The following is a 23,637-nucleotide window of genomic DNA, read 5'->3' as shown; positions in this document are numbered from 1 at the left end:
AGATGAAAAAGACACCACACATTGCGCTCATGGGAGTGACAGGCTACGCAGGCGCAGAACTGGCAAGGCTGCTTTTGCATCATCCGCGCCTTGCGGGAACGAGGCCCCTCTTTCTTGGCAGAGAGCCGGCCCGCCTTACAGCGTTACACCCGCAACTGCGCGACAGCACCGGATCCGCATCGCTGCAAATTGAGCCGTTTTCGTGGGAGTTGCTGCAATCCAGCGGTATTGAGGTTCTCTTCCTCGCAACCCCGCATGAGCAGTCCCGCGAGTGGGCGCCCCAGGCGTTGGCTCAGGGCATCCGCGTTATCGATTTAAGTGGTGCGTGGCGGCTCAACGATGAAGGCAACCGCGCCGTGTATAAATTCGCCGATCAGGACTCAGCTCTCGCGGCGGAGGTTCAGGCAAAGAGCGTCTATGGAATGCCCGAGCTGCACCGCGAAGCGATTCGCGATGCGCAATTAATTGCCAATCCAGGCTGCTATGCAACATCAGCCATCCTGGCCCTCAAGCCTTTAACCTCCGCAGGGCTGGTTGACCTGGAACGCGGCATCGTCTGCGATTCCAAATCCGGCGTATCCGGAGCCGGCAAAGCTCCGACGGCGAAGACTCACTTCATGTACGCGGCAGACAATTTATCAGCGTACGCTGTCTTCGGCCACAGGCACACAGGCGAGCTGCTGGAACAGCTGGGCATCGCATCAGAGCAGATCATCTTCACACCGCATCTGCTGCCGATACCGCGGGGAATTCTGTCGACAATTTATGTATCTTTCCGCCAGGCACAGACGCCGGAAAGCGTCGCGAAGATCTTCGGGGAGTTCTATGCATCTAGTCCTATGGTGCGTCTCTACGCGCGGGGCGAGCTGCCACAGATACAGCACTCTGTGCGAACGAACTACTGCGATATCGGCTTTCAGCTGGCGCAGGACGGGCGACGATGCGTGATCGTTTCCTGCCTCGATAATTTGCTCAAAGGCGCTGCCGGCCAGGCGGTGCAGAACCTGAATGTAAGCGAAGGATGGAAGGAATCGGAGGGGCTCGAATGAAATTTGTCGTCAAGCTCGGAGGAGCGACCCTCGAAAATCCCGCACTGCTTCATAGCTGCGCAAAGGCAATTGCCGAGATGGTTAAGAACGGCAACCAGGTGGCTGTGGTGCATGGCGGAGGCGTGCAGCTGACAAGAACGCTGAAGCAGCTCGGCAAGGTCAGCGAATTTGTCGGTGGCTTGCGGATCACCGACGCCGAGACGCGCGATACGGCACTGATGGTGCTGGGCGGCCAGGTAAATAAATTCCTGGTTGGCGCACTTGGCTCGCATGGCCAGTCTGCCGTAGGGCTGTCTGGCGGCGATGGACTGGTCTTTCGCGCGCGCAAGAAGCGCACTGCACCTGACCTTGGATTTGTCGGAGAGATCGTTTCATCGGACCCTCGCTGGCTTCACGCAATCTGGCAAATGGGCTCTGTACCTGTGCTGTCCAGCCTCGCGCTTGGCTTTGACGGCGAGTACTACAACATCAATGCTGATGAAATGGCCGCGGCATGTGCTACCTGCTGCAAGGCGGACGCACTGGTCTTTCTGACCGATGTACCGGGAGTCCGTGGTGCAGACGGAGAAGTGATGCGCTGGCTAAGCGTCACGCAAATCGCTGGACTGACAAAAGATGCAGTCATCAGTGGCGGCATGCTGCCCAAGCTCAGTGCGTGCCGCGAGGCGTTGCTGCATGGCGTCAAACGCGTGCGCATTCTACCGGCCGATGCAGCCGCACTGCTGCCCGACCTCTGCAATTCGAAAGTGATTCAAGGAACGGAGGTGCTCGTCGCATGACGAAACTCGATACCATTCGCGCCGCAGAGTCGAAGCTGCTGCTCTCGACTTATGAACGCAATCCTGTGCTATTCGTGCGCGGAGAGGGCGTACATCTGATTGATGAGAGTGGCAATCGTTATCTTGACCTGCTCAGCGGCATCGGCGTCAATGCCCTCGGCTACGGACATCCTGCCATTGAACAGGCTATCGCCGACCAGTCGCGCAAGCTGATTCATATCTCCAACCTCTACTTCCACGAGGGGCAGGCCGAGCTCGCCATGCGTCTGACCGAGATGAGTGGAATGGATCGCGCTTTCTTCTCTAATTCCGGAACGGAAGCGTGGGAAGCAGCGCTGAAGCTCGCGCGTGCCTACGCACGGACAAAGGGCCTCGGCACAAAGTTTCTTGCGCTCGAACATAGCTTTCACGGACGCACGATGGGCTCGGTTGCAACCACCCACAAAGAAAAATACCGTGAACCCTTCGCGCCCGTTATGCCCGGGGTTGAATTCGTTCGCTTTGACGATATCGCGGATCTGAAAGCGAAATTCTCAACCGAAGTCTGCGCTGTTCTTATTGAAGCAATCCAGGGTGAAGGCGGAATTCGTCCAGTCTCGCAAGAGTTCATGCAGGCCGCGCGCGAGCTCACCCGATCCACCGGTGCACTGCTCGTTGCCGATGAGATACAAGCTGGCCTGGGCCGCACAGGCAAGTGGTTTGCTTATCAGCACTATGGAATCCAGCCCGATGTCACTACCATCGCGAAACCCCTCGCAGGCGGATTGCCGTTAGGCGCGATGCTCTGCACGGAGGAAGCGGCGGCAGCCATCCATCCTGGGATGCATGGCACTACGTTTGGCGGTGGCCCTCTCAGCTGTGCTGTGGCCCTTGCTGTTATTGACACCATCGAGCGTGGACAACTGCTGGAGCATGTAACCACAACCGGGGCATATTTCCATAACGCGCTTGAGCAGTTGCAGACGAACCACCCTGCCATTACGGAGGTTCGCGGCAAAGGGCTGATGCTTGCTATCGAACTCGAATCTGCAGAATTGGCAAAACACGCAGCTGCAGAGATGATGAAACGTCGCATACTCATCAACCGCACCAGCGAGACGGTGCTGCGCTTCCTGCCGCCGTTCATCCTTACTACTGCGCATGTAGACGAAGCTGTCGCAGCGCTGAATGAGATTCTTACCGAGTCAGGACCTGCACAAACTGCTGGCCACTCTCACACACCTGGAGGACACACCATTGGCTAGCAAGGCATACGTCCTGAACGATATCTCCCCTGCCGATTCACTTACAGGTCGCGATCTCTGTTCCATCGCAGATCTCACCAGCGCTGAAACCGCGGCTATCCTTGAACTCGCCCATGCGGTCAAGGCAAACCCGGCAGCATACCGTCATGCGCTTGACGCCAAGCAGATGGTGATGTTTTTTGAGAAGGCCTCGTTGCGCACCCGTCTCACCTTCGAGACAGCGATCAACACGCTCGGCGGCAACGCAATTTTTGTAGATCAGACCCAGTCCCCGCTTGGCGAGCGTGAGTCGCTGGCAGACATGGCGCGCAACCTTGAGCGCTGGAGTTCGGTACTCGTCCTACGCACCTACGCGCATGAAACCATTACTGAAATGGCGCAATACGCCAGCATCCCGGTAATTAATGCTCTTAGCGATCTTGAGCACCCGTGTCAGGCCCTGGCAGACTGCATGACGGTGCAGGAACGTTTTGGAAATGTGAAGGGACTTCACTTTACCTATGTCGGGGATGGGAATAATGTATGCCATTCCTTGATGTTGACCGCCGCCCAGCTTGGCATGCACTTCACCGTCGGAACGCCGAAGAACTATGCACCCAAAGCAGATATCGTGGCTCAGGCACGCGCCATCGGCAATGAAACCGGCAGCCACATCACGCTGGTCAATGACCCGGTCGCTGCAGTGGCTGGGGCCGATGCAGTCTACACAGATGTCTGCACCAGCATGGGTTTTGAGCACGAAGCGACCAAGCGCGCCCCCATCTTCAAGCCCTACCAGGTCAACGAGACACTAATGGCACACGCCTCGCCATCTGCTGTCTTCATGCACTGCCTGCCCGCACACCGCAATGCCGAGGTGACCGACGCAGTGCTCGATGGTCCGCAGTCGGTAGTTTTCGAACAGGCCGAGAATCGCATGCACGCGCAAAAGGCACTGATGCTGATGCTGCTTGGTGGCGCCTCCCTCAAGAAAAGTCCGACGCACGCTTAATTTCTAATAACCGATTCTCAGCTATTCAGGAGTTGTTTCATGTCGAAGAAAGTTGTTCTTGCATATTCCGGCGGTCTCGATACATCGATCATCATTCCGTGGCTCAATGAAAACTATGGCCTTGACGTGATTGCCATGGTCGCGGACGTAGGTCAGGGAGAAGAACTCGACGCCGTCGTCGAGAAAGCTTACAAAACTGGCGCCAAGCAGGTCGTGGTGCGCGATCTGCGCGATGAGTTTGTACGCGACTTCGTCTTCCCTACCGTCAAAGCTGGCGCTGTATACGAGAACAAATATCTGCTTGGGACCTCCATTGCTCGACCTGTGATCGCGAAGCACCAGGTAGAGGTAGCGCTCGAAGAGGGTGCCGAGGCAGTGGCTCATGGCTGCACAGGCAAAGGAAATGACCAGGTTCGCTTTGAACATGCGTACCAGGCCCTCGCTCCTGAACTCAAGGTGATCGCCCCATGGCGCGAGTGGACGCTAAAGTCACGGGAAGACTGCCTTGACTATGCAGAGGCACACGGAATCTCGGTCACTGCAAGCAGGGAAAAGATCCACTCCCGCGATCGCAACCTCTGGCATGTGAGCCACGAAGGTGGTGAACTCGAGGACGCGAATAACGCACCGCTCGCAACCACATGGACCATGACGCGCAGCCCTCAGGAAGCTCCTGATCGCGAAGAGACAGTAGTAATCGGTTTTGAACACGGCGTTCCTGTCTCTGTTGGAGGCATGAAGCTCGAACCGGTGCAACTGGTTGAACTGCTGAACGAAATCGGCGCGCGCAATGCGATCGGGCGCATCGACCTCGTAGAGAATCGCTTCGTCGGGATGAAATCGCGCGGCTGCTATGAGACCCCGGGCGGAACTCTGATCGTCGCCGCACACCGCGAACTCGAGGCGCTTACTCTCGATCGCGAAGTATCGCACTATAAGCAGCACGTCGCGCTGCGCTATGCGGATATTGTCTACAACGGCCTCTGGTTTACCCCTATGCGGGAAGCTCTGGATGCTTTTGTCGAAAACACGCAGCAGAATGTAACCGGAACGGTTACACTCTCGCTCTATAAAGGGAACATCGGCATTAAGGGCAGGACAAGCGACTTCTCGCTCTACTCCAACGACCTCAGCTCGTTCACTATGGGCGACAGCTACGATCAGAAGGATGCCAAGGGTTTCATTCAGATTCTCGGCCTGCCTGCACGCACCCGCGCCCGGTTGCTGCAGAAGCAGAAAGAGGCCGTAAAGTGAAGATGTGGTCAGGTCGTTTTCGCGACCCACTCGACCCGCTCTTTGACCACTGGCAGCGTTCACTTCAGTTCGATTGGCAGCTACTCTCTGAGGAGACAGCTGCCAGTAAAGCGCACGCTCTGGCACTCGAAGCAGCCGGGATACTTAACGCAGAGGAGCGCGAAAAGATACACAATGCCCTCGATCTGATCGCGGCGCGCTTTCATGCACCTGATGGCTCAGGACCGCAGTGGGTGGTCAGCAATTCAGAAGCGGAGGATATCCATCACTTCGTCGAGTTGCAATTGGTCGCCACGGTCGGCGATCTCGGCTTCAAACTCCACACGGGCCGGAGTCGTAATGAGCAGATCGCGACTGACCTGCGCCTTTTTGTGCGCTCACGAGCGCAGATGTTGCAAGCGCACCTCGGAGCCTGGGCACAGATGCTGCTCAACCAGGCCAAGGTCGCGGGCGACGCGGTGATGCCATCCTACACACACCTGCAGAGAGCCGAGCCGGTGCTGGTCTCGCATTGGCTGCTCGCCTATGTAGAGATGTTGCTAAGGGACGCATCGCGGCTGGAGGATGTAACCCGACGGCTTAATTTTTGCCCGCTGGGCTCAGGCGCTGTTGCTGGCGCGACTCTTGCTCTCGACCGCAGTATTACCGCACAGGCGCTGGGATTCGCAGCGCCCACCTCCAACAGCATGGATGCGACCAGTGATCGCGATTTTCTGCTTGAATATCTGCAGGCGCTCACCCAGATTGCACTGCACGCAAGCCGCTTCGCCGAAGAGATCACCCTGTATGCGAGCGCCGAGTTCGGCTTCGTCGATCTGCCGGAGGCATATTCCACGGGCTCAAGCGCTATGCCGCAGAAGAAGAATCCGGACCTGACGGAGTTGGTTCGAGCCAAGGTGGGACGCATTCATGGTTCGGCGGAGACCGTCACCTTGCTCCTCAAGGGACTGCCGCTTGCCTACAATAAAGATATGCAGGAGACGCAGGAGCCCGTCTTTCAGGCAACGCTCGTCACGCACCAGATGCTCTTCCTGCTGGCAAAGTTTACGCACGCGCTTATCTTGAGAACTGATCGCATGAAATCTGCAAGTCAAAGTGGCTTTCTCAATGCGATGGCCGCAGCCACCTATCTCGTCCATAAGGGAGTTCCCTTTCGCAAGGCACACGAGAAAATAGGCAATGCAGTCCGCTATGCACTCGATAAAGGGTGTGAACTTGACGGCCTCGCCCTTGAAGAACTCCAGCAGTTCGGGACGGAGTTTGACACGGACTTCTTCACCGCGATCTCACTTGAAGCAACTCTTGACTGCCATGACGTCATCGGCGGCACAGCACGCAGGCGCGTAGCGGAAGGTTTACGCTCCGCCGAGCAGCGCATCAGCGAACTCGTCAATGCACGCGGCAAAGTCGATCTGGGTTTACCAGATATAGGCACACCGGAGGCTGCCCATGCTGGTACGTAAGGCTCGACTCCAGGATGCGACTAACATCTATGAACTGGTAAATAGCCTCTCGCATGATGGCACGCTGCTGCGGCGGGTATTCGCGGAGATATGCGAGAACATCCGCGACTTCACGGTAGCCGAGTCAGATTCGGGAGTATTTCTTGGCTGCGGCGCGCTTCACCTCTACGGGCCGCACCTTGCAGAAGTGCGCTCCATAGTGGTTAAGCCGGAGGCGAAAGGTCAGGGCGCCGGCGCAAAGTTGCTGAACGCTCTGCTTGAAGAGGCCGACGATCACGGTGTCGGGTGCGTTTGTCTCTTCACCCGCATTCCCGACTTCTTTTTTCGCTATGGTTTTCGTGTGGTGGAAGACAAGGTCGCACTGCCAGACAAGATCTACAAGGACTGCCAGAACTGTCCGCGGCTCTATCGCTGCGACGAAGTCGCCATGGCCCGTGGTCTGGTACCAAAAGTCTCGATCCTGGGCCCCAGGATCGAGGCGGAGCAGTTGGTTAGACTTACGGGATAGCGAAGGAGTGTGCCGCCCGTTCGGCAGACTCCTTTCTGCTCACGTCCTTCCCGGGACTTCTGACATTTCTGTACACAAGCTCGATTCGGCTACACTGCATCTGACGGGCTCACAGCAATGAACTGGAAGATTGAACTCGCACTTGCCTCCTGCGCGCTGCTGGGCCTGCGCCACGGCTTCGACTACGACCACCTTGCGGCAATCTCTGATATCACCGCGGTCGAGCGCTCATGGAAGAGCGGGATGCGTCTGGGTATAACCTATGCGCTCGGCCACGCACTCACAGTGGTACTTATGGGTGCAGCGGTAATTATGCTGCACCTGCCACTCCCTGCCCGACTGGATGCCTGGACAGAAAGACTTATTGGCGCAACGCTCATCGTTCTTGGCATCGCCGTAGTGGCAAATATATCGCGGCATCGCGACCACTCCCATCTTGCAATGCGAAGCCGCTGGGCTCTCGCGATCTCCGGCTTTCAGCGAGCGAAATGGCGGGTACAGCGCGTCTTTCAGCCAGACACCCCCGCGCCTGCGCCTTTTGCCTGGACCTACAGCAGTACGTCGGTCTTTGGCATAGGTGTGCTGCATGGAATTGGGGCCGAAACGCCCTCGCAGTTGATGCTCTTCCTGCTGGCCGCAAGTCTCGGAGGCACGGGGCTTGGATTGCTTGGGCTGCTCTGCTTCGCCGTCGGTCTGATCGCGATGAATTCGCTCATGACAGCCTCACTGGGTGGCATTTTTCAGGCTGGGCAGCGTCGCCCACAGCTCTATCGCTGGGTGGCCCTGGCAGGCGCTGTTTACAGCCTGGCCATTGGAGTCATCTTCCTTTTCGGAGCGAGCGGCAGGCTGCCATCCTTGGGTGGCTGAGGAGGTCTGCTCCGCCACCTATGAACGCAAAGCTCTAGTGCTACCCTTGAATTTCATGGCCGCCACCACATCGCCGTCTGCCTATTCCCGCCTCTCCGCCATCGCTTCTCAGCGGAGCGTGCATGAAGCCTTCGGCTGGTTGCATCTCCATCAGCAGCAGATCATGGGTTGGCAAGAAGAGCTTGTTGCGGTACCTGCTCCGCCCTTTCACGAACACACGCGCGCAAACTGGCTTCTGAAGTTTTTCCAGGCCGCCGGCCTGCAGGGCGCCAGCATTGATGAAGAGGGAAACTGCCTCGGAGTCTATCCCGGCGCAGAGCATAGACAGAGTACAGTACTGATCTCAGCGCATATCGATACTGTCTTTCCGCCCGACACCCCAATTGCTCCGCGCATCGCAGGAACTCGGTTATACGCTCCAGGCGCCTGTGATAACGGTGCAGGCATCGTCGGAATGATCGCCATCCTTCATTCCCTGAGGCATGCCGGCATAGAACCTGAGCACAATATTCTTTTCGTTGGCAACGTTGGCGAAGAGGGAGAGGGAAACCTGCGCGGGATTCGCCATATCTACAACCAAAAGATGTGGCGCACGACTATCGGCTCGCATCTGGTGCTCGATGGCGCAGGTCATGAGGTTGCCGTGACTCAGGCGCTTGGCAGCCGCCGCTATCTTGTTACCCTTACCGGGTCAGGCGGTCACTCATGGACGGATGCCGCGCGCCCGAATCCCATTGTCGTCCTTAGCCGTGTCATCACGCGCCTGAGCAAGCTCGATCTGAGCGGCACGCCGCGCACCACGCTCAATGTGGGGACCATCGAGGGAGGGAGCGCAGTCAATTCTATTCCTGAACAGGCGGCGGCCCGCTTCGACGTGCGCTCCACCGCCCCCGAGCAGATCATCCGCCTTGAGGTGGAACTTTACCGTGCGGTCGAAGACTCGGTGATTGAAGCAAACAGGAAGAGCTCCTTCCCCCTCACTTATACGATTGAGATCATCGGCGATCGACCGGCAGGTTCCCTGGCTAAGGAATCGTCGCTCCATCATGCAATTGAGGCGGTTGATAGGCATCTGGGTATCCGCTCTGAAATGCGCGTGGCCTCAACAGACGCAAATATCCCCCTCTCTCTGGCCGTACCGGCGGTGAGCATAGGTGCAGGTGGCGAGGGCGGCGGCATCCATACTCGCGCCGAGTGGTACGATGCGCACGGCCGCGAACTGGGGCTTCGCCGGGCGCTGCTTCTCCTGCTGATGATGGCTGGCTACTGAAGCCTGTCCGCTGAATATCACGGGGGCCGCAGATTATGGTTACAAGGTACTTGCAAGCGTCTGCTTGATACACTCGCTGCGTGATGCTTACCCGCATGCTGCTCGCCTTGGCCATCTGCCCCACTGCCTCTTCCCTGCCTGCGCAGACGGCCGACACAATCTACCTTCACGGCAACATCCTCACCGGCGAAAATCTCGACGGACCACATGCCGAGCGCGTCTCTGCCATCGCCGTAGCGCACGGCTATGTGATCGGGGCTGGAACGGATACCAGCATTGAATCCCGATTCAAGGGTCCCCACACGCAGCTCGTCGATCTCGGCGGGCATTTCGCCATGCCTGGCTTCAATGACGCGCACACTCACATGGGCGAAGCCGGACATATCAAGCTTTCTGTCAATCTGATCGGAGCCAGCTCCCTCACAGAGATGGAGCAGCGCATCGCCGCTGCTGCCAGCCTTGCCCCGGCGGGAGCGTGGCTGACGGGCGGGGGCTGGGATCATACCTTGTGGCCTTCGAAGACTCTGCCAACACGCTACGATCTCGACAAAGTGACTGCCGGGCATCCGGCCATTTTCAGTCGTGTAGATGGCCATATTGCCGTCGCCAACTCGGCAGCCCTTGCCGCAGGAGGCATTACCCGCAACACTGCCGACCCGCACGGTGGAAAGATCGATCACGGCCGCGACGGCGAGCCCACTGGAATTCTGCGGGAGACACCCGCACGGCAACTCGTCGAACAGCACATTCCCCCACCGACCGCCGCAGAGATGCGCAAAGGTGTGGAACTGGCCATAGCCGATGCAATCTCACACGGAGTGACAACCGTGCAGGACAATACTGCATGGGCCTACTTTCCCATCTATGAGCAGATGGAGCGCGAGGGCAGGCTGCCTCTTCGCATCAGCGAGTGGCTTGCCTTTGATGATGCTATAGATACCCTCAAGGCGCATCGGGCTGCTCACCCGGCGAATGACCGCATGCTGCGTACGACCATGCTGAAAGGCTTCATGGATGGGTCGCTCGGCTCGCGCACCGCTGCCATGATCGCGCCCTACTCCGATGATCCTACTAACTCCGGCCTCCCGCGCTATGAGCAGCAACAGTTAAACCAGATGGCCATCGCGCGGGAGCAGGCAGGTTTTCAGATGGGTTTCCATGCGATTGGCGACCGTGCGGTCGACATGGCGCTCAATGCATTCGCCGCCGCACAGAGCCATGCCCCGCTGCGTTTCACCATAACTCGCAAGAGCTATCGCCAGACCAGCGCCACCCCAACTGGTTTTCGCAATCGCATCGAACACAGCCAGGTTGTTTCGCCAGGCGACTTTGCGCGTTACAAACAACTTGGCGTCATTGCTTCGATGCAGCCGAATCATCTGCTTACAGACATGAACTGGGCCTCAGCTCGCCTAGGGGCTGAACGGTCAAAGTATGCCTATGCATGGAAGAGCTTCCTCGATGCCGGGGTTCCGCTGGCCTTCGGTACGGACTATCCCGTAGAGCCCATCACGCCCTTTCGCGGCGTCTACTCTGCAGTGACACGCATGAACGATGCGGGGACTATGACCTTTCACCCCGAACAAAAGCTGACCATCTGGCAGACCCTTTATGCCTATACCCAGGGTTCAGCTTATGCGGAGTTTGCCGAGCGATGGAAGGGAAAGCTTGCGCCAGGGTATGTCGCTGACTTCATCGTGCTTGATCGCGATCTGACGCATATCCCTGCGCCTCAAATACTCAAAACGCAGGTTCTCCGAACAGTGGTCGGAGGCAGGACGGTTTACACGTCCGGGAAATAGCGCTTCGCGCTTTATTCGAGCTTTCTGGTTTCCCCTGGAACAGGAGGAGCCTGCGCTATCTGCACCAGTGCAGGCGCTGTCGCTGTCGTACCCATTGCGGCTTCGTGCTGCCGCCGTGCAGCAGCGTCGATGTCAACCGGAATACCACCAGCAACAATCACCGGCTGGTTATATTTGTAGGCGTAATCCCGGGTAACCTTTACGAGCAGAATGATGAGCACGAGCAGCACGAGCACAGCCGTCGCACTTCCCTCCAGCCCATAGTTGCCACCGGTTATCCATATTGGTCCGGAGGCGTTCGACGATACTACCGGAGAGAAAGTTGTCAGTCCGCTGATGGGTAACCCGAACAGAATACCCATGCTGGCATTCCATGCAAAATGCAGTCCCCACCCCAGCCAAAGCGCGCGGGTACGCAGATAAGCCACCGCCAGCACCAACCCGAAAAGCGCCGTTGTAAGTGTGCTGGCGCCGGATGCTCCCGGATTGCGCAAGTGAATGAGCGCGAAGATGCTCATCATCACCAGCGTCGCCAAGGTAGGCCCAAGAGCTTCAATCAATCGCTGAAAAGGATAGCCGCGAAAGGCAATCTCTTCCGTTAACGCCGCAACTGCCAGGACCGCAAGATCAACCAGCAACAAGAGCAACTGGTGCGGGCTTGTCCAGACGGTGACGACCAGGCCGCCGAAAAAGACAATTGGGATAAGGCAGGCAAGAATGCCTCCCCAACCGAGAGCCGCCCCAAGGGCAAACTCCCTGCCCCAGCCTGGCCGTCGCATAAGCCCCATCTGCTTGATGGGCTCACGCTGCCGCTGCCCCGCATAGCCCATAGCCGCGTAGCCGACCAGGAGCAGAAAAAGCAGGATAAGGCGGCTGACCAGCTCAAAACTGTCGCCGGAGCTAAGCCCATTCGCTGCGTGGTCGGCAACGATCTGGGCAAAAATAAAATAGAACATCGCGATGAAGAACCATCCCAGCGCTCGTACGCGCTCAAATGAGTTCATCGTGACGCCCCGGTGGGCACCGAATTGGAGCTTGGAATGTGTTTCATCAAGCGGTATAGAACTGCGCGATGTTGCGGAATTTATCGTAGCGCCGGGCCAGGAGTTCCTCGACCGGCAGCGCCTTCAACTCGCTCAGGTGCCATGCCAGCTTTTCCGAGAGCAACCGTGATGCCTCTTCCGGAGCAGTATGGGCTCCAGCGCCCGGCTCCGGTACAACGTCATCGACGCATGCCAGTGCCTTGACATCCTCTGCTGTCGCCTTGAGCGCCTGCGCGGCAAGCGCGCGCTTTGAGGCATCGCGCCACATGATCGAGGCACAGGCCTCCGGCGAAATCACGGAGTAGATGGCCGTCTCCAGCATCAGCACCCGGTCGGCAACAGCCAGCGCCAGCGCGCCGCCGGAGCCGCCTTCCCCGGTGATCGTGGCGATCGTAGGCACCCGCAGCCGCGACATCTCCCGCAGATTACGGGCAATAGCTTCAGCCTGTCCGCGTTCTTCCGCTCCCAGACCAGGGTTCGCACCCATGAGGTCTATAAACGTGAAAACGGGCCGGTTGAACTTTTCCGCAATCTTCATCACCCTCAGTGCCTTGCGATAGCCTTCAGGGTCGGGCATGCCGAACTTGCGAAAGACCTTCTCCTTGGTGGTCCGGCCCTTCACATTGCCGATCACCATTACTTCCTGGCCTTGAAAACGGGCAAATCCGCACGACATTGCCGGGTCATCGCCAAAGGCGCGGTCACCGTGAATTTCGCTGAAGTCCGTGAAAATGCTTTCGATGAATGCCATAGGGTCGGGCCGCTGAGGGTGGCGCGCCAGCTCCGTCTTCTGCCAGCGTGGCAGCACTGGCTCTGCTGCTGCCCTTACCTGCTCTGGTGTTCCTGTCCCCGTTTGCTCGACTTTAGCTGCTTGCTGGGTCATAACGCTCTTTCACGATTGTATGGATTGAGCAGGAGGGATACAAATGGGCTGCATAAAATCACCAATTCGCCCCCGCGGAGGGTTAGATTACTCACTCCGCAGTGCCTCCATCGGATCGATAAGCGAAGCACGTCGCGCAGGGATATAGCTGGCCAGCAGGCCACACAGGCCAAGCACAGCGACAACAGCGGCAATCGTGAACACGTCAAAGCCGTGAAAGCCGTAAAGGAATGCCCGCATGGCACGGCTAGCCAGCAGCGCCACCCCTATGCCGAGAGCCGCCCCAGTTCCTAGCAGCCAAAGTGCGTGACGCATCACCAGCCACTGCACATCGCCACGTTGCGCCCCCAGCGCCAGGCGCAGTCCCAGTTCACGAGTTCGCTGGCTGACCGAGTAGGCCAGCAATCCGTAGATTCCAGCGGCGGCAATCAGGAGTGCCGCAAATCCAAAGAGCCCCAGCAGCCGGGCCGTCAATGTCTGGCTACCAAGGGAATCGTCGATGACCTGCTGCATTGACTCGAGGTTGTCGATCGCCGCATCGGGCTCTAATTGGTGAACGGCATTGCGGATCGCAGCTTCTGCCACAGCGTCTGGCAATCTTGTGCGGACCCCTACGTTCATCAGGAAACTGGTTACGATCACATACATATCGTCCTTAGGCGTCAGCTGGTTCAGGTTGATATCAACCTCGGGAAGAGGCGCGGCTCCGGCTGTTTGTTGATGGACGTCTTCAGCGACACCGACGATCGTTGCCCACTCCCGCGGCCCGCTATCGGAGATCTGTATCTGTTTACCGAGCGGCTCTTCATTGGGAAATACTCTCTTCACCAGTGCCTGGTTGACGATCAGACTGACGGGCGAACTCACAGTGTCTTCACCATCGAACATGCGCCCGCGCAGTAACCTCACCCCAAAGGTCTTAAAGTAGCCTGCATCCGCGGCTCGAACGGCAGCGTTCATCTCATCGCCGTGGTCCGGCTTAGGTCTTCCCTTAACCACGATGCCTGCACTGAAACTCCAGTTCGGCATCATCGGACGAACCGTAGTTAAACCGGCAGATTCGATGCCGGGTGTGTTTCGCAGCTTGTCCACCATCGGCTGGTAGAGCGCCTGCATGATGGTTGGCCCATTTTCATTAGCCTTTTGCGTAAACCAGACACCATGGGTTGGTAGGTAGATTGAGCCGGTCACTACGTGCTCCGGCACAAATCCAAGACTGGTGTGTCGCAGCCTGAACAGCGTCTGCATCATCAGACCCGCCGCGATCAGCAGAGCAAGCGTCAGAGCCACCTCTCCAATGACGAATGCATCGCGCAGACGCGCCTGTCCCTTTCCAGTTCCGGCAGAGGCGCTGCCGTCGCGCAGTCCTTCCTGCGCCGGCAGGTTGGCTGCCTCCCAGCCGGGAATGAGGCCAAAGAGCAGCGCGGATAAGCAGGAAACAAACAGCAGGAACAGCAGCACGGGAACGTTGATCTGGACGTGATCACCATAGAATACCTGGTGTGCGAGATAATGCTTCAACACCCGCAGAGCGCCCACCGCGAGCAACAGGCCGATAGCTCCGCCACCCATCGCCAACAGCATGCTTTCCGTAAGAAACTGCTGCAGCAGCCTGCCCCTCGGCGCACCAAGAGCGCCGCGAATGGCGATCTCGCGCCTGCGGCTGCTGGCTCGCGTCAGCATAAGCCCGGCAACATTGGCGCATGCGATCAGCCAGACAGCAACGACCGCGAAGCTGAGCGCATACAGTGCCGGCCGGAATCGATCGGTGGCAAAATCACGATAGGTCTCCACCTTGAGCGGGTCTTTACTCTCATCCTTGGGGTATTCATGCAGCAACTGCCGATGAATTGAGTTGATCTCATTCCGCGCCTGCTCGATCGACACGCCTGGTCGCAACAGTCCTACCACCTCGAGACCGGCATTATCACGCTTCTGCATCTCTGCATCGTCGAGCGGCAGCGGGGCAAAGCTTTCGTCGCCGATGTCCGCTGGAAATACAAATGACTGCGGCATCACGCCGATCACCTGATGAGGATCGCCATTGATCTTCACCGTCTGCCCGACAATATTTGGATCTCCGTGGTAAGCACTCTTCCACACTGAGTAGCCGAGCACGATCACATTGCTTCTGCCTGGCTTGATGTCATCTGCAGTAAACCCGCGGCCAAGCATAGGCTGTACGCCGAAAATATCGAAGAAGTTGACGCTCACAAGCGGCTCAGGCACTAGCTTTGCGCTATCCTTCTCGCCCATGGTCTCGAACTGAATGGCGTAGAAGCCGATCTGCTGGAAGGCATGGCTACGGGCTCGCCAGTCGCGAACATCTGGCCACGAAACAGCATCAAGACTTCTGCCTGTCTGAGACTGGCCTCCAACCTCAACGATACGGTCCGCCCTCTCATATGGCAGCGGCCGCAACAGAACCTGGTCGATCACGGAAAACATCGCCGCATTCACACCGATACCGAGCGCCAGCGTGATAAGAGCGGTAAGGGTAAAGGCAGGGGTCTTGATCAGTTGGCGAGTCGAGTAGCGAAGGTCGCTAAGCAGGTTCGTGAGCAGGGCTTCCACGGGTCAGTCCCTCGCGAGCAATGGAGTTCTCCCACGTTAGCACGATTTTCGCATCAACCCCAGGCAAGATCAGCGGTTGTTCGGTATGCCCTTTTATATACAACTTCCTGCCGCTGCCGTGCGAATTCTAAAGGTATAGGCCGCCTCCTCTGGCGAGTCATTGGGCATCGTGATCGAAAGTCCATCTGTACCCTGGCTCCAGCGCACTGCCTGCGCGCTGCCCAGCAATTGAACGCTGCACACCGGGCCGACAATATAAGGTGTGCTCTTCATGAGCGAACGCAACAACAATTTGCCGTTCTGCGGTCGGCCAAGAGCTATGGCGTAGAGGCTACCTTTGTGGGTGGTATACCGAATGTCAGCCCCGGTGAAGTTTTGCTGGTCTGTACCCATCTTGCCCGTGCCCGGCACCTTGGTCGGGCCTTCGCCATAGACCAGCCATGGCCGGCTGCCATAGATAGCCTCCCCATTGACCTTCAGCCACGCCCCCATTTCCAAAAGCACCTTGCGCGCTTCTACTGGAATGGTGCCATCCGCGTGTGGGCCTACGTTCAATAATAGGTTACCGTTCTTGCTTACGATGTCGACCAGTTCGTCGATCAGCGACGCGGAATCTCGATAGGTGTCTCCCCTGACATATCCCCAGGACTTCACACTTACTGAAGTGTCGGTCTGCCAAGCGAGCAGGCGCACCGCATCAAGCTTCCCGCGCTCGATGTCGAGTACCGCGGCATTTTCCGGCAGTGCATGTTCTTTATAAGTCAGCACCACTCCCTGCTTTCGCTGCGCCGCACGATTGTAGTAGTAAGCTGTAAATTTCTTCAGATATGGCTGGAACGCCGGCTGGCTTATCCACCAGTCGAAATAGAAAAAGTCCGGGTGATACTTGTCCACTAATTCCGTACTGCGGGCCAGCCAGTCCGTCAGAAATGCCTTGTCGGGGGGCAGCCAACGCTCCAGATGATCCGGATCCGGCTCCTTAGAGGATACCGGCTCACCGGGCATTGTCTGCGGCTGTGCCGGACCATAGAGGCCAGCATAGCGAGGGTCGCGCACGTCCGAGTCGAAACGCGTGCCCCCGTCATACCACCACCAGTGCTCAGCACGGTGGGAAGAGACGCCGAAGCGCAGCCCGCGTGCGCGGGAGGCACGCTCCAACTCCCCCACTACATCCCGCCTTGGGCCCATCTTTGCTGCATCCCACGACGTAAACCCCGAGTCGTACATCGGAAAACCATCGCAATGCTCGGCAACGGGAACGATATACTTTGCCCCGGCGCGCGCGAACAGATCTACCCAGCGTCCCGCATCGAATCGCTCGCCGCGAAACATCGGAATAAAGTCCTTATACCCAAACTTCGATTCCGGGCCGTGTTCCGCGATCTGATGCTGATAGGTTGGCGAACCCTCGATATACATATTGCGCGGGTACCATTCGTTTCCATACGCGGGAACGGAATAAACTCCCCAGTGGATGAAGATGCCGAACTTCGCGTCTCGAAACCAGTCTGGTATCTGATAGGCTCCCAGCGAATTCCAGTTCGAATGAAACGGCCCCGCCTCATCGATACTCATCACCATCGCTGCTTGTCGCGCCTCAGCGGCAGCATATTTATGCTCCTGGGCAAAGCCGCTACCCACGGTGAAAACGGCAAGTAATATCGCCATCGCCGCACCGGAACGTCCCTTTTGCTCTGTTATTCGTATAGCCAACATCAGATCACACTCGCAACTGGCGTCTTGCGATCAACCAGATAAAGATGCTCAGCGGCAAGCACAAGCTTCTGTTCCTGGTTCAGAACCTCCAGCATCTCCACCACAATTCCATGTGTGGGCCGCTTCTTGTCCTCCCGCTTCTCGCGAATAGTTGCCGTAACCCGAATGGTGTCGCCCAAAAATACCGGCCGAATAAAACGTACTCGGTCGTATCCATACGATATGGCCCGGGGGTTGATATCCCCAGCCGTCATACCTGCGGCGATGCTGAGGATCAGGGTGCCGTGCGCAATCCTGCGTCCAAAAGGCTGCGTCCGGCACCAGGCTTCATCCATATGGTGAGGATAAAAGTCCCCCGTCTGGCCTGCATGGATCACAATGTCCGCTTCTGTGATAGTGCGGCCCATGGTCGAGCGCTGCAGACCCTCGCCATACTCTTCGAAGTAAATTTCTTGAATATTCATTCAGGACGCACCAGGCCTCTATTGCGAATTACAAGGTACTCCGTGCATAAAATTGTTTTTTGCTGATAAAATCAACGCCGGTCAACTATAGCACCCGTACATGCCGCACACAATGATCAATTCATCTCAAGTAGAACTGCACGGCATCACCTGGAAACATACTCGCGGACTCGTTCCGATGCAGGCTACGACACAACGATTCGAAGAGCTTTACCCTAATGTGAGAATCTCGTGGCAGACCCGTTCCCTGCAGTCCTTTGCTGATGAACCGCTGGATGTCCTGGCACAAAAGTATGATCTGCTGGTGATCGACCATCCTTCCACGGGCATCGCCGCCAAGGGAGGGATACTGCTGCCTCTTGATGAAATCCTCCCATCTGACTTCCTTAAGGATCAGGCAGAAAACTCAGTAGGCGCGAGCCATCAAAGCTATATCAATGAGGGTCATCTCTGGGCGGTCGCAATTGACGCAGCCACGCCGGTTAGCCTTTGCCGTCCCGAACTGCTGCGTCAGGCGGGCGGCGCCCCACGGACATGGGAAGATCTGCTCGATCTTGCGCGCCAAGGCGTGGTTGCCCTTCCAGGTCTGGCTATCGACAGCCTGATGAACTTTTACATGCTGTGTCTGGCGCTGGGCGAGGCCCCCTTTTCGGTCGAGGGCCAGGTAACTGCTGCACCAGTGAGTTCCGAAGCGATGAGGTTGTTGCGGGAACTGCTGCTGGCATGCGGGCCGGAGTGGTACGAGGCGAATCCCATCAAGGTTTGGAACCGACTCGCAGCGGAGGATGGCTGGGCATACTGCCCCTTTGCCTATGGCTATTCAAACTACTCCCGACGTGGGTACGCAGATCACATAGTAGAGGCAGGCGAGTTGATCCGAATGAACGGAGCGCCGCTGCGTTCGACATTGGGCGGCGCCGGGCTCGCAATTTCCGCCCACTGCGCGCATCGTGACACAGCAACAGCCTATGCACAATTCGTAGCCAGCGGACAGTGCCAGCGCACGCTCTATTTCGATTCAGGAGGCCAGCCGGGTCATCGAACTGCATGGCTCGATCAGGAGGTGAATCGCCGTTCGAATGGCTTCTTTGAGAGAACTCTGCCGGTGCTCGACCGCGCATGGCTTCGTCCGCGCTTCGACGGTTACCTGCAATTTCAGCAGCAAGCCTCCGAACTGCTTCACCACTACCTTATCGCTGGCGGCGAAGAGAGGGACGTCGCAGACGAGATGAACAGAATGCTTAGACAAGCGCTTCCAACGCGCAGAGGTGGAGCAGCATGAGGCCTCTGGATGGTTTGCTTGTTGTCGATCTCAGCCAGTTTCTCTCCGGGCCATCGGCATCCCTGCGCTTGGCGGATCTGGGCGCACGCGTGATTAAAGTCGAGAAGCCGGCTACCGGCGACCTGTGTCGCGAACTCTACATCTCTAATCTGGCGCTCGATGGTGACAGCACGCTCTTCCACTCGATCAATCGAAACAAGGAGAGTTTTTGTGCCGATCTTAAAGATCCAGCGGGACGCGCTGCGGTTCTCCAGTTGATCGACCATGCCGATGTGTTTCTCCATAACTTTCGCCCTGGGGTCATCGAAAAGCTTGGACTCGATTACCTCACTCTGAGCATGCGGCGTCCGGAACTCGTCTACGGCGAGATCAGTGGCTATGGACGCACCGGTCCATGGGCCCGCAAGCCAGGGCAGGACCTGCTGGTGCAATCGCTTTCGGGTTTACCATGGCTCAACGGCGATGCGAACCAGCCGCCCGTGCCCTTCGGCCTCGCAGTCGCAGATCTTTATGCAGGTGCGCATCTTTGTCAGGGAGTGCTGGCATGTCTTGTGCGGCGCGGGATTACAGGCAAGGGCGGCAAGGTTGAAGTGAGCCTGCTGGAATCAGTCCTCGATCTGCAGTTCGAGGTGCTCACGACCCATCTGAACGATGGCGGCAAGCTGCCGCAGCGGAGTCATCATAACAATGCGCACGCTTACCTTGGCGCACCCTACGGCATATACGAGACCAAAGACGGCTATCTGGCGCTTGCGATGGGTTCAATTGCACGGCTCGGGGAACTTCTGGAATGCCCTGCGCTGATCGCATATACGCAGCCGAAAGCAGCCTTTGATCAGCGTGACGAAATCAAGGCTCTGCTCGCTGAACATCTCGTGCTGGAGACAACCGGACACTGGCTCAGTCGCCTTGAACCCGCGGACTATTGGTGCGCCGACATCTTCACCTGGCCGCAGTTGATGGAGCATGAGGCGTTTTTGAATCTCGACATGCTACAGACCGTCAGCCGTGGCGAGGACATCGTGATGACCACCACGAGGTGCCCAATCCGTATCGACGAGATGCTACTGAAGAGTCCTCGGGGCGCGCCACGACTAGGAGAGCATACAGAGCGACTTAATAAGGAGTTCGGCATAAAGTGAAAATGCAGGCTACGGCACCGTTTGAAACTGTCGATCACAACGCCTTGCCTCATGCAACACTTGGAGCGATGAAGACTAACAAGGAAACTAGGTACTTTGTTCCGGCCCTGGAAAAGGGGCTCGATATCCTCGAAGCATTGGCCTCAGCTCAGATGCCGCAATCGCTTACCGACCTTGCACGGAACCTGCAACGCACTCCCAGCGAGCTCTTCCGCATGCTGGACGCGCTGGAAAGACGAGCCTATATCTCGCGCGAGCCTGTTTCCGAGGCCTATCACCTGACGCTGAAGCTGTTTGAACTGGCGCATACGCACTCTCCAGTCGATCAGCTACTTAAAGCCGCGCTGATTCCGATGTATGAGCTTGCAGAGGCGATCCGCGAGTCCTGCCACTTGTGTGTGCTGAACGGGAGCATGCTCGTCGTGATAGCACAGGCGGAAAGCCCTGAACCAGTGCGCCTCTCTGTGGAGGTTGGCGATCGGGTGCCACCTCTACGCACCGCGTCCGGTCGCGTGCTGACTGCATTCCTTCAGCCTGCGGCGCAAAAATACTTCCTGGCGGGCGATCCCACCTACAAAGCTATGCGCAGAACAGAGCGAGTCGCGCTTGTTACCGAGCTACATCGCATCCGTCAGGAGGGATACCTGCTGGCTACCAGCACCCGTCGAACAGGTCTGGATGCATCCTGCTTTGTAGGCAATCCCGAAATGGGCATAGTGGCCGCCCTGGGCGTCCCATTCCTGCCCGGTTCGGCAAACGATGGCAAAGAGCGCAAACTGATCCCCACCATTCAAAGCTATGCGGAACAAATAACCAGGGCCCTCGGTCTAACCCCGACCGTGACCAAAGGTCCTGCTGGTCGTTGAGAGGAGAAATAGAAATGAGCGCATTTCTTAGCCGCCGCAGCTTCCTGCGAGATACGGGAACCCTGCTGACCGCTTCCGCTCTCAGCCAGCGCGCTTTTGGCAGGCAGCCAGGCGCGGGCAAGCACGCGGTTCCGACTCCCCACGCACTTCAGACTCCTTACAAGCTGAACCGTCTTGTACTCGAGAAGTCCCCCATTGCCGGCGACTTCGATGACAAATTTGTTGATTGTCCATTTGTCTTCCACCATGAAGGCGGCTTCCGCATGACGTACATTGGCTTTGACGGGAAGGGATATCAGACTGGCCTGGCCACCTCACCGGATCTGGTTAACTGGAGTCGTGTTGCCTGCATACTTCGAAGACAGCCCGATTCTCCTGTCTTCCGGTACAACATTGCGATGATGTGGATCGTGCGCGAAAACAACGCAATGGGCGCCGGTAATCTCAAGAAGATACATGGGCGATATCTGGGGGCCTGGCACGCTTATCCAAACCCTGGCATGGAGGCTGGACCAGCCGTGATCGGCCTGTGCTGGAGCGACGACCTCATCCACTGGGAACTGGAGCAGCCTTGCCTGCGCCCGGACGATCCCGATGCCACAGCCTGGGAGCGAGGCGGACTTTACAAACCTTGCCTGGTCGAAAGCGATGGCACTTTTTATCTTTTCTATAACGCGAAGACCGTTGATCTACCCCGCAGCGAAGGTGGCGGCTGGCATGAGCAGACGGGCCTGGCCACCTCAAATGATCTGCGCCACTGGACGCGTTCTCCACTCAATCCCGTCATAGCGAATGGCCCAGCCGGGAGCTGGGACGACCGATTCGCCAGCGACCCATGCGCAGTCCTCTGGAAGAATCAGTGGGCCGTCTTTTATTACGGCCTCAGCTCCAGGGACGGCAAAGCACGCGACCTGCTCGCTCTGGGCCGTCAGCCCGACCACCTGCACAAGACGGACAGCATTCTTGTCGATGCAGGTCCTCCGGGCTCCGTCGATGATGACTACGCGCACAAACCTTCTGTCATTGCGTGGAACGGCGATTTCTATCATTTCTATACCGCCGTCTCAGGAAAATATCCAAATGACATTCGCGGGATTTCGGTAGCACGCTCACGTCCATGGGCATAGGCTCCGGACCAACGGCGAACACAGAGCTCCCCACAGGAAGGAAAGATCTTCGATGATCACATTGCGAATTGCTCTCCGTGAATTTTCAGATTTCGAAGTTGCATTCGCAGCACAAATCGCGGCCTTCCGTAAATTGCGACCCGATATAGACATTCACGCAGTACCTCTGAACCTGGAGAAACTTCACCAGGAACTGCTGACGGAGGCCGGCTTGACTTCCGGAAGATGGGATATGGGAATGATGGTTACGGACTGGCTGGCCGATGCAGTGGCAGCGGGTGCTATCGAAAACCTGTCGCCCTATATGGCCGCGGCACCTCTACCGGACTGGCCCTCAGGCTGGGCGGCTTCCATTCTCGAACCCTTGAATTTTGATGGAAGCTACTACTGCATTCCCTGGCATGACGGTCCGGAGTGTCTGATCTATCGCAGCGATCTTTTCAGATCAGCAAAAGAGCAGGTGGCTTTCCGCAGCACCTATGGCTATGATCTGGAGCCTCCGAGGACATGGAAGCAATTTGAAGACGTAGCGCGCTTCTTCACGCGGCCCGAGCAAGGGCTTTACGGCACCGCTTTCGCTTGTTATCCGGATGGCCACAACACCCTCTACGATTTTGCGCTACAGGTCTGGAGCCGAGGCGGCGAGTTTTACGACCGATCCGGATACCCTGACCTCGTCACCTCACAGGCTGCTGCAGCGCTGGACTACTATCGCCGCATCGTGCAAGACGCTACAGTCTGTCATCCAGCCTCGATTGACCTCGATTCAGTCCAGTGCGGCAACACGTTTCTCGCGGGCTCCGTCGCCATGATGGTGAACTGGTTCGGATTCGCAGCGCGCGCCGGGCGCGTGGGTTCCTCGTTGAATGAAAGGGTGTCTCTCGCGCCAATTCCTTGCAGTGAAGGCCTCTCCCCAATATCGCTTTCCGTCTTCTGGACCATCGCCATTGCAAGCGGCACAGAGCACAAACAGGCTGCTTATGACTTCCTGCGCTTTCTGGCGCAGGCGGCACAGGATCGTGAGGTTGTGCGCCATGGTGTAGTTGGTGTGCGGCTTTCCACCTGGCGAGATCTGGAAGTACAGAGCACAATTCCAGCCTTCTGCAAGATTGAAGAGATTTCCCGCGGCGCCCGGCGTCTGCCGCGAACTCCGAGCCTCCCGGAATTTGCAGACATCGTCAACAAGATTATCGAGCGGTCGCTCAGAACCAGCGAACCCTCCGAATCTATTCTGCGATGGGCCCAGGCCATCGCACTCGAAAAGCACATCCGTTTTCAGCGGGAGTCTGCGCAAACTCTGGACACTTGAATAT

General features: G+C 57.6%; 20 protein-coding genes. 15 read left to right on the top strand and 5 right to left on the bottom strand.

Annotated features, from left to right (window positions below):
* Positions 1-2 precede the first annotated feature (2 nt).
* The 10 genes from argC to C7378_RS16440 all read left to right on the top strand — a co-directional run bounded on the left by argC (position 3) and on the right by C7378_RS16440 (position 11,227).
* Complete coding sequence (argC, locus tag C7378_RS16485; protein ID WP_131999167.1) at positions 3-1,049, top strand: N-acetyl-gamma-glutamyl-phosphate reductase; 1,047 nt, start codon at positions 3-5, stop codon at positions 1,047-1,049.
* On the top strand, positions 1,046-1,828 hold the full coding sequence (gene argB / locus C7378_RS16480; protein WP_131999165.1) for an acetylglutamate kinase: 783 nt from the start codon (positions 1,046-1,048) through the stop codon (positions 1,826-1,828). The genes argC and argB overlap by 4 nt, the downstream gene beginning before the upstream one ends.
* Positions 1,825-3,072, top strand: a complete 1,248-nt coding sequence (locus tag C7378_RS16475; RefSeq protein WP_131999163.1) for an acetylornithine transaminase — start codon at positions 1,825-1,827, stop codon at positions 3,070-3,072. The genes argB and C7378_RS16475 overlap by 4 nt, the downstream gene beginning before the upstream one ends.
* Entirely contained in the window at positions 3,065-4,063 is a 999-nt protein-coding gene (gene argF, locus C7378_RS16470) for an ornithine carbamoyltransferase (protein ID WP_243648317.1), read from the top strand. The genes C7378_RS16475 and argF overlap by 8 nt, the downstream gene beginning before the upstream one ends.
* Before the next feature lie 39 nt (positions 4,064-4,102).
* Positions 4,103-5,317 carry an argininosuccinate synthase gene (locus C7378_RS16465; protein ID WP_131999159.1) on the top strand — a complete coding sequence of 405 codons (1,215 nt, stop codon included), beginning with the start codon at positions 4,103-4,105 and terminating at the stop codon, positions 5,315-5,317.
* Positions 5,314-6,780, top strand: a complete 1,467-nt coding sequence (gene argH, locus C7378_RS16460) for an argininosuccinate lyase (protein ID WP_131999157.1) — start codon at positions 5,314-5,316, stop codon at positions 6,778-6,780. Before C7378_RS16465 ends, argH begins: the two co-directional genes overlap by 4 nt.
* Positions 6,767-7,288: a GNAT family N-acetyltransferase gene (locus C7378_RS16455; RefSeq protein WP_131999155.1), complete on the top strand. Its 522-nt coding sequence runs from the start codon at positions 6,767-6,769 to the stop codon at positions 7,286-7,288. The genes argH and C7378_RS16455 overlap by 14 nt, the downstream gene beginning before the upstream one ends.
* Before the next feature lie 117 nt (positions 7,289-7,405).
* Positions 7,406-8,155 (top strand): HoxN/HupN/NixA family nickel/cobalt transporter, encoded by a 750-nt coding sequence (locus C7378_RS16450; RefSeq protein ID WP_131999153.1) that lies wholly within the window; start codon positions 7,406-7,408, stop codon positions 8,153-8,155.
* Between the two features lie 55 nt (positions 8,156-8,210).
* Positions 8,211-9,425 carry a M20/M25/M40 family metallo-hydrolase gene (locus tag C7378_RS16445; protein WP_131999151.1) on the top strand — a complete coding sequence of 405 codons (1,215 nt, stop codon included), beginning with the start codon at positions 8,211-8,213 and terminating at the stop codon, positions 9,423-9,425.
* Positions 9,426-9,508: 83 nt separating this feature from the next.
* On the top strand, positions 9,509-11,227 hold the full coding sequence (locus C7378_RS16440) for an amidohydrolase (RefSeq protein ID WP_165876862.1): 1,719 nt from the start codon (positions 9,509-9,511) through the stop codon (positions 11,225-11,227).
* Positions 11,228-11,238: 11 nt separating this feature from the next.
* Here C7378_RS16440 and C7378_RS16435 read toward each other — a convergent pair whose 3' ends face one another.
* The 5 genes from C7378_RS16435 to C7378_RS16415 form a co-directional block, all read right to left on the bottom strand.
* Positions 11,239-12,231: a CPBP family intramembrane glutamic endopeptidase gene (locus C7378_RS16435; RefSeq protein ID WP_131999149.1), complete on the bottom strand. Its 993-nt coding sequence runs from the start codon at positions 12,229-12,231 to the stop codon at positions 11,239-11,241.
* Between the two features lie 46 nt (positions 12,232-12,277).
* Positions 12,278-13,153 carry an acetyl-CoA carboxylase carboxyltransferase subunit alpha gene (locus C7378_RS16430; RefSeq protein ID WP_131999147.1) on the bottom strand — a complete coding sequence of 292 codons (876 nt, stop codon included), beginning with the start codon at positions 13,151-13,153 and terminating at the stop codon, positions 12,278-12,280.
* Between the two features lie 87 nt (positions 13,154-13,240).
* Entirely contained in the window at positions 13,241-15,727 is a 2,487-nt protein-coding gene (locus C7378_RS16425; RefSeq protein ID WP_131999145.1) for an ABC transporter permease, read from the bottom strand.
* Between the two features lie 93 nt (positions 15,728-15,820).
* A complete protein-coding gene (locus tag C7378_RS16420) occupies positions 15,821-17,395 on the bottom strand; it encodes an alpha-L-fucosidase (RefSeq protein ID WP_207901460.1) in 1,575 nt (524 codons plus the stop codon).
* A 47-nt stretch (positions 17,396-17,442) separates the two neighbouring features.
* The gene (locus C7378_RS16415) at positions 17,443-17,907 is read right to left on the bottom strand and encodes a MaoC family dehydratase (RefSeq protein WP_131999143.1); all 465 of its coding nucleotides are present in this window, start codon (positions 17,905-17,907) and stop codon (positions 17,443-17,445) included.
* Between the two features lie 112 nt (positions 17,908-18,019).
* On the opposite strand from C7378_RS16415, the gene C7378_RS16410 reads away from it, so the two are divergent.
* From C7378_RS16410 to C7378_RS16390, 5 genes are read left to right on the top strand one after another with little or no spacing between them, the layout of a single operon-like run.
* Entirely contained in the window at positions 18,020-19,189 is a 1,170-nt protein-coding gene (locus C7378_RS16410) for an ABC transporter substrate-binding protein (RefSeq protein ID WP_207901459.1), read from the top strand.
* Positions 19,186-20,331: a CaiB/BaiF CoA transferase family protein gene (locus C7378_RS16405; RefSeq protein ID WP_131999141.1), complete on the top strand. Its 1,146-nt coding sequence runs from the start codon at positions 19,186-19,188 to the stop codon at positions 20,329-20,331. The genes C7378_RS16410 and C7378_RS16405 overlap by 4 nt, the downstream gene beginning before the upstream one ends.
* Before the next feature lie 2 nt (positions 20,332-20,333).
* The gene (locus C7378_RS16400; protein ID WP_131999139.1) at positions 20,334-21,197 is read left to right on the top strand and encodes an IclR family transcriptional regulator; all 864 of its coding nucleotides are present in this window, start codon (positions 20,334-20,336) and stop codon (positions 21,195-21,197) included.
* Positions 21,198-21,211: 14 nt separating this feature from the next.
* Entirely contained in the window at positions 21,212-22,324 is a 1,113-nt protein-coding gene (locus tag C7378_RS16395; protein ID WP_131999137.1) for a glycoside hydrolase family protein, read from the top strand.
* Between the two features lie 52 nt (positions 22,325-22,376).
* Complete coding sequence (locus C7378_RS16390) at positions 22,377-23,633, top strand: ABC transporter substrate-binding protein (RefSeq protein WP_131999135.1); 1,257 nt, start codon at positions 22,377-22,379, stop codon at positions 23,631-23,633.
* The last annotated feature ends 4 nt before the right edge of the window (positions 23,634-23,637 follow it).

The organism is Acidipila rosea, from assembly GCF_004339725.1.
GTDB classification, from domain to species: Bacteria; Acidobacteriota; Terriglobia; order Terriglobales; family Acidobacteriaceae; genus Acidipila; species Acidipila rosea.
Note: the sequence above shows the minus strand (reverse complement) of the source record. Positions and strands in the feature narration are given on the sequence as shown.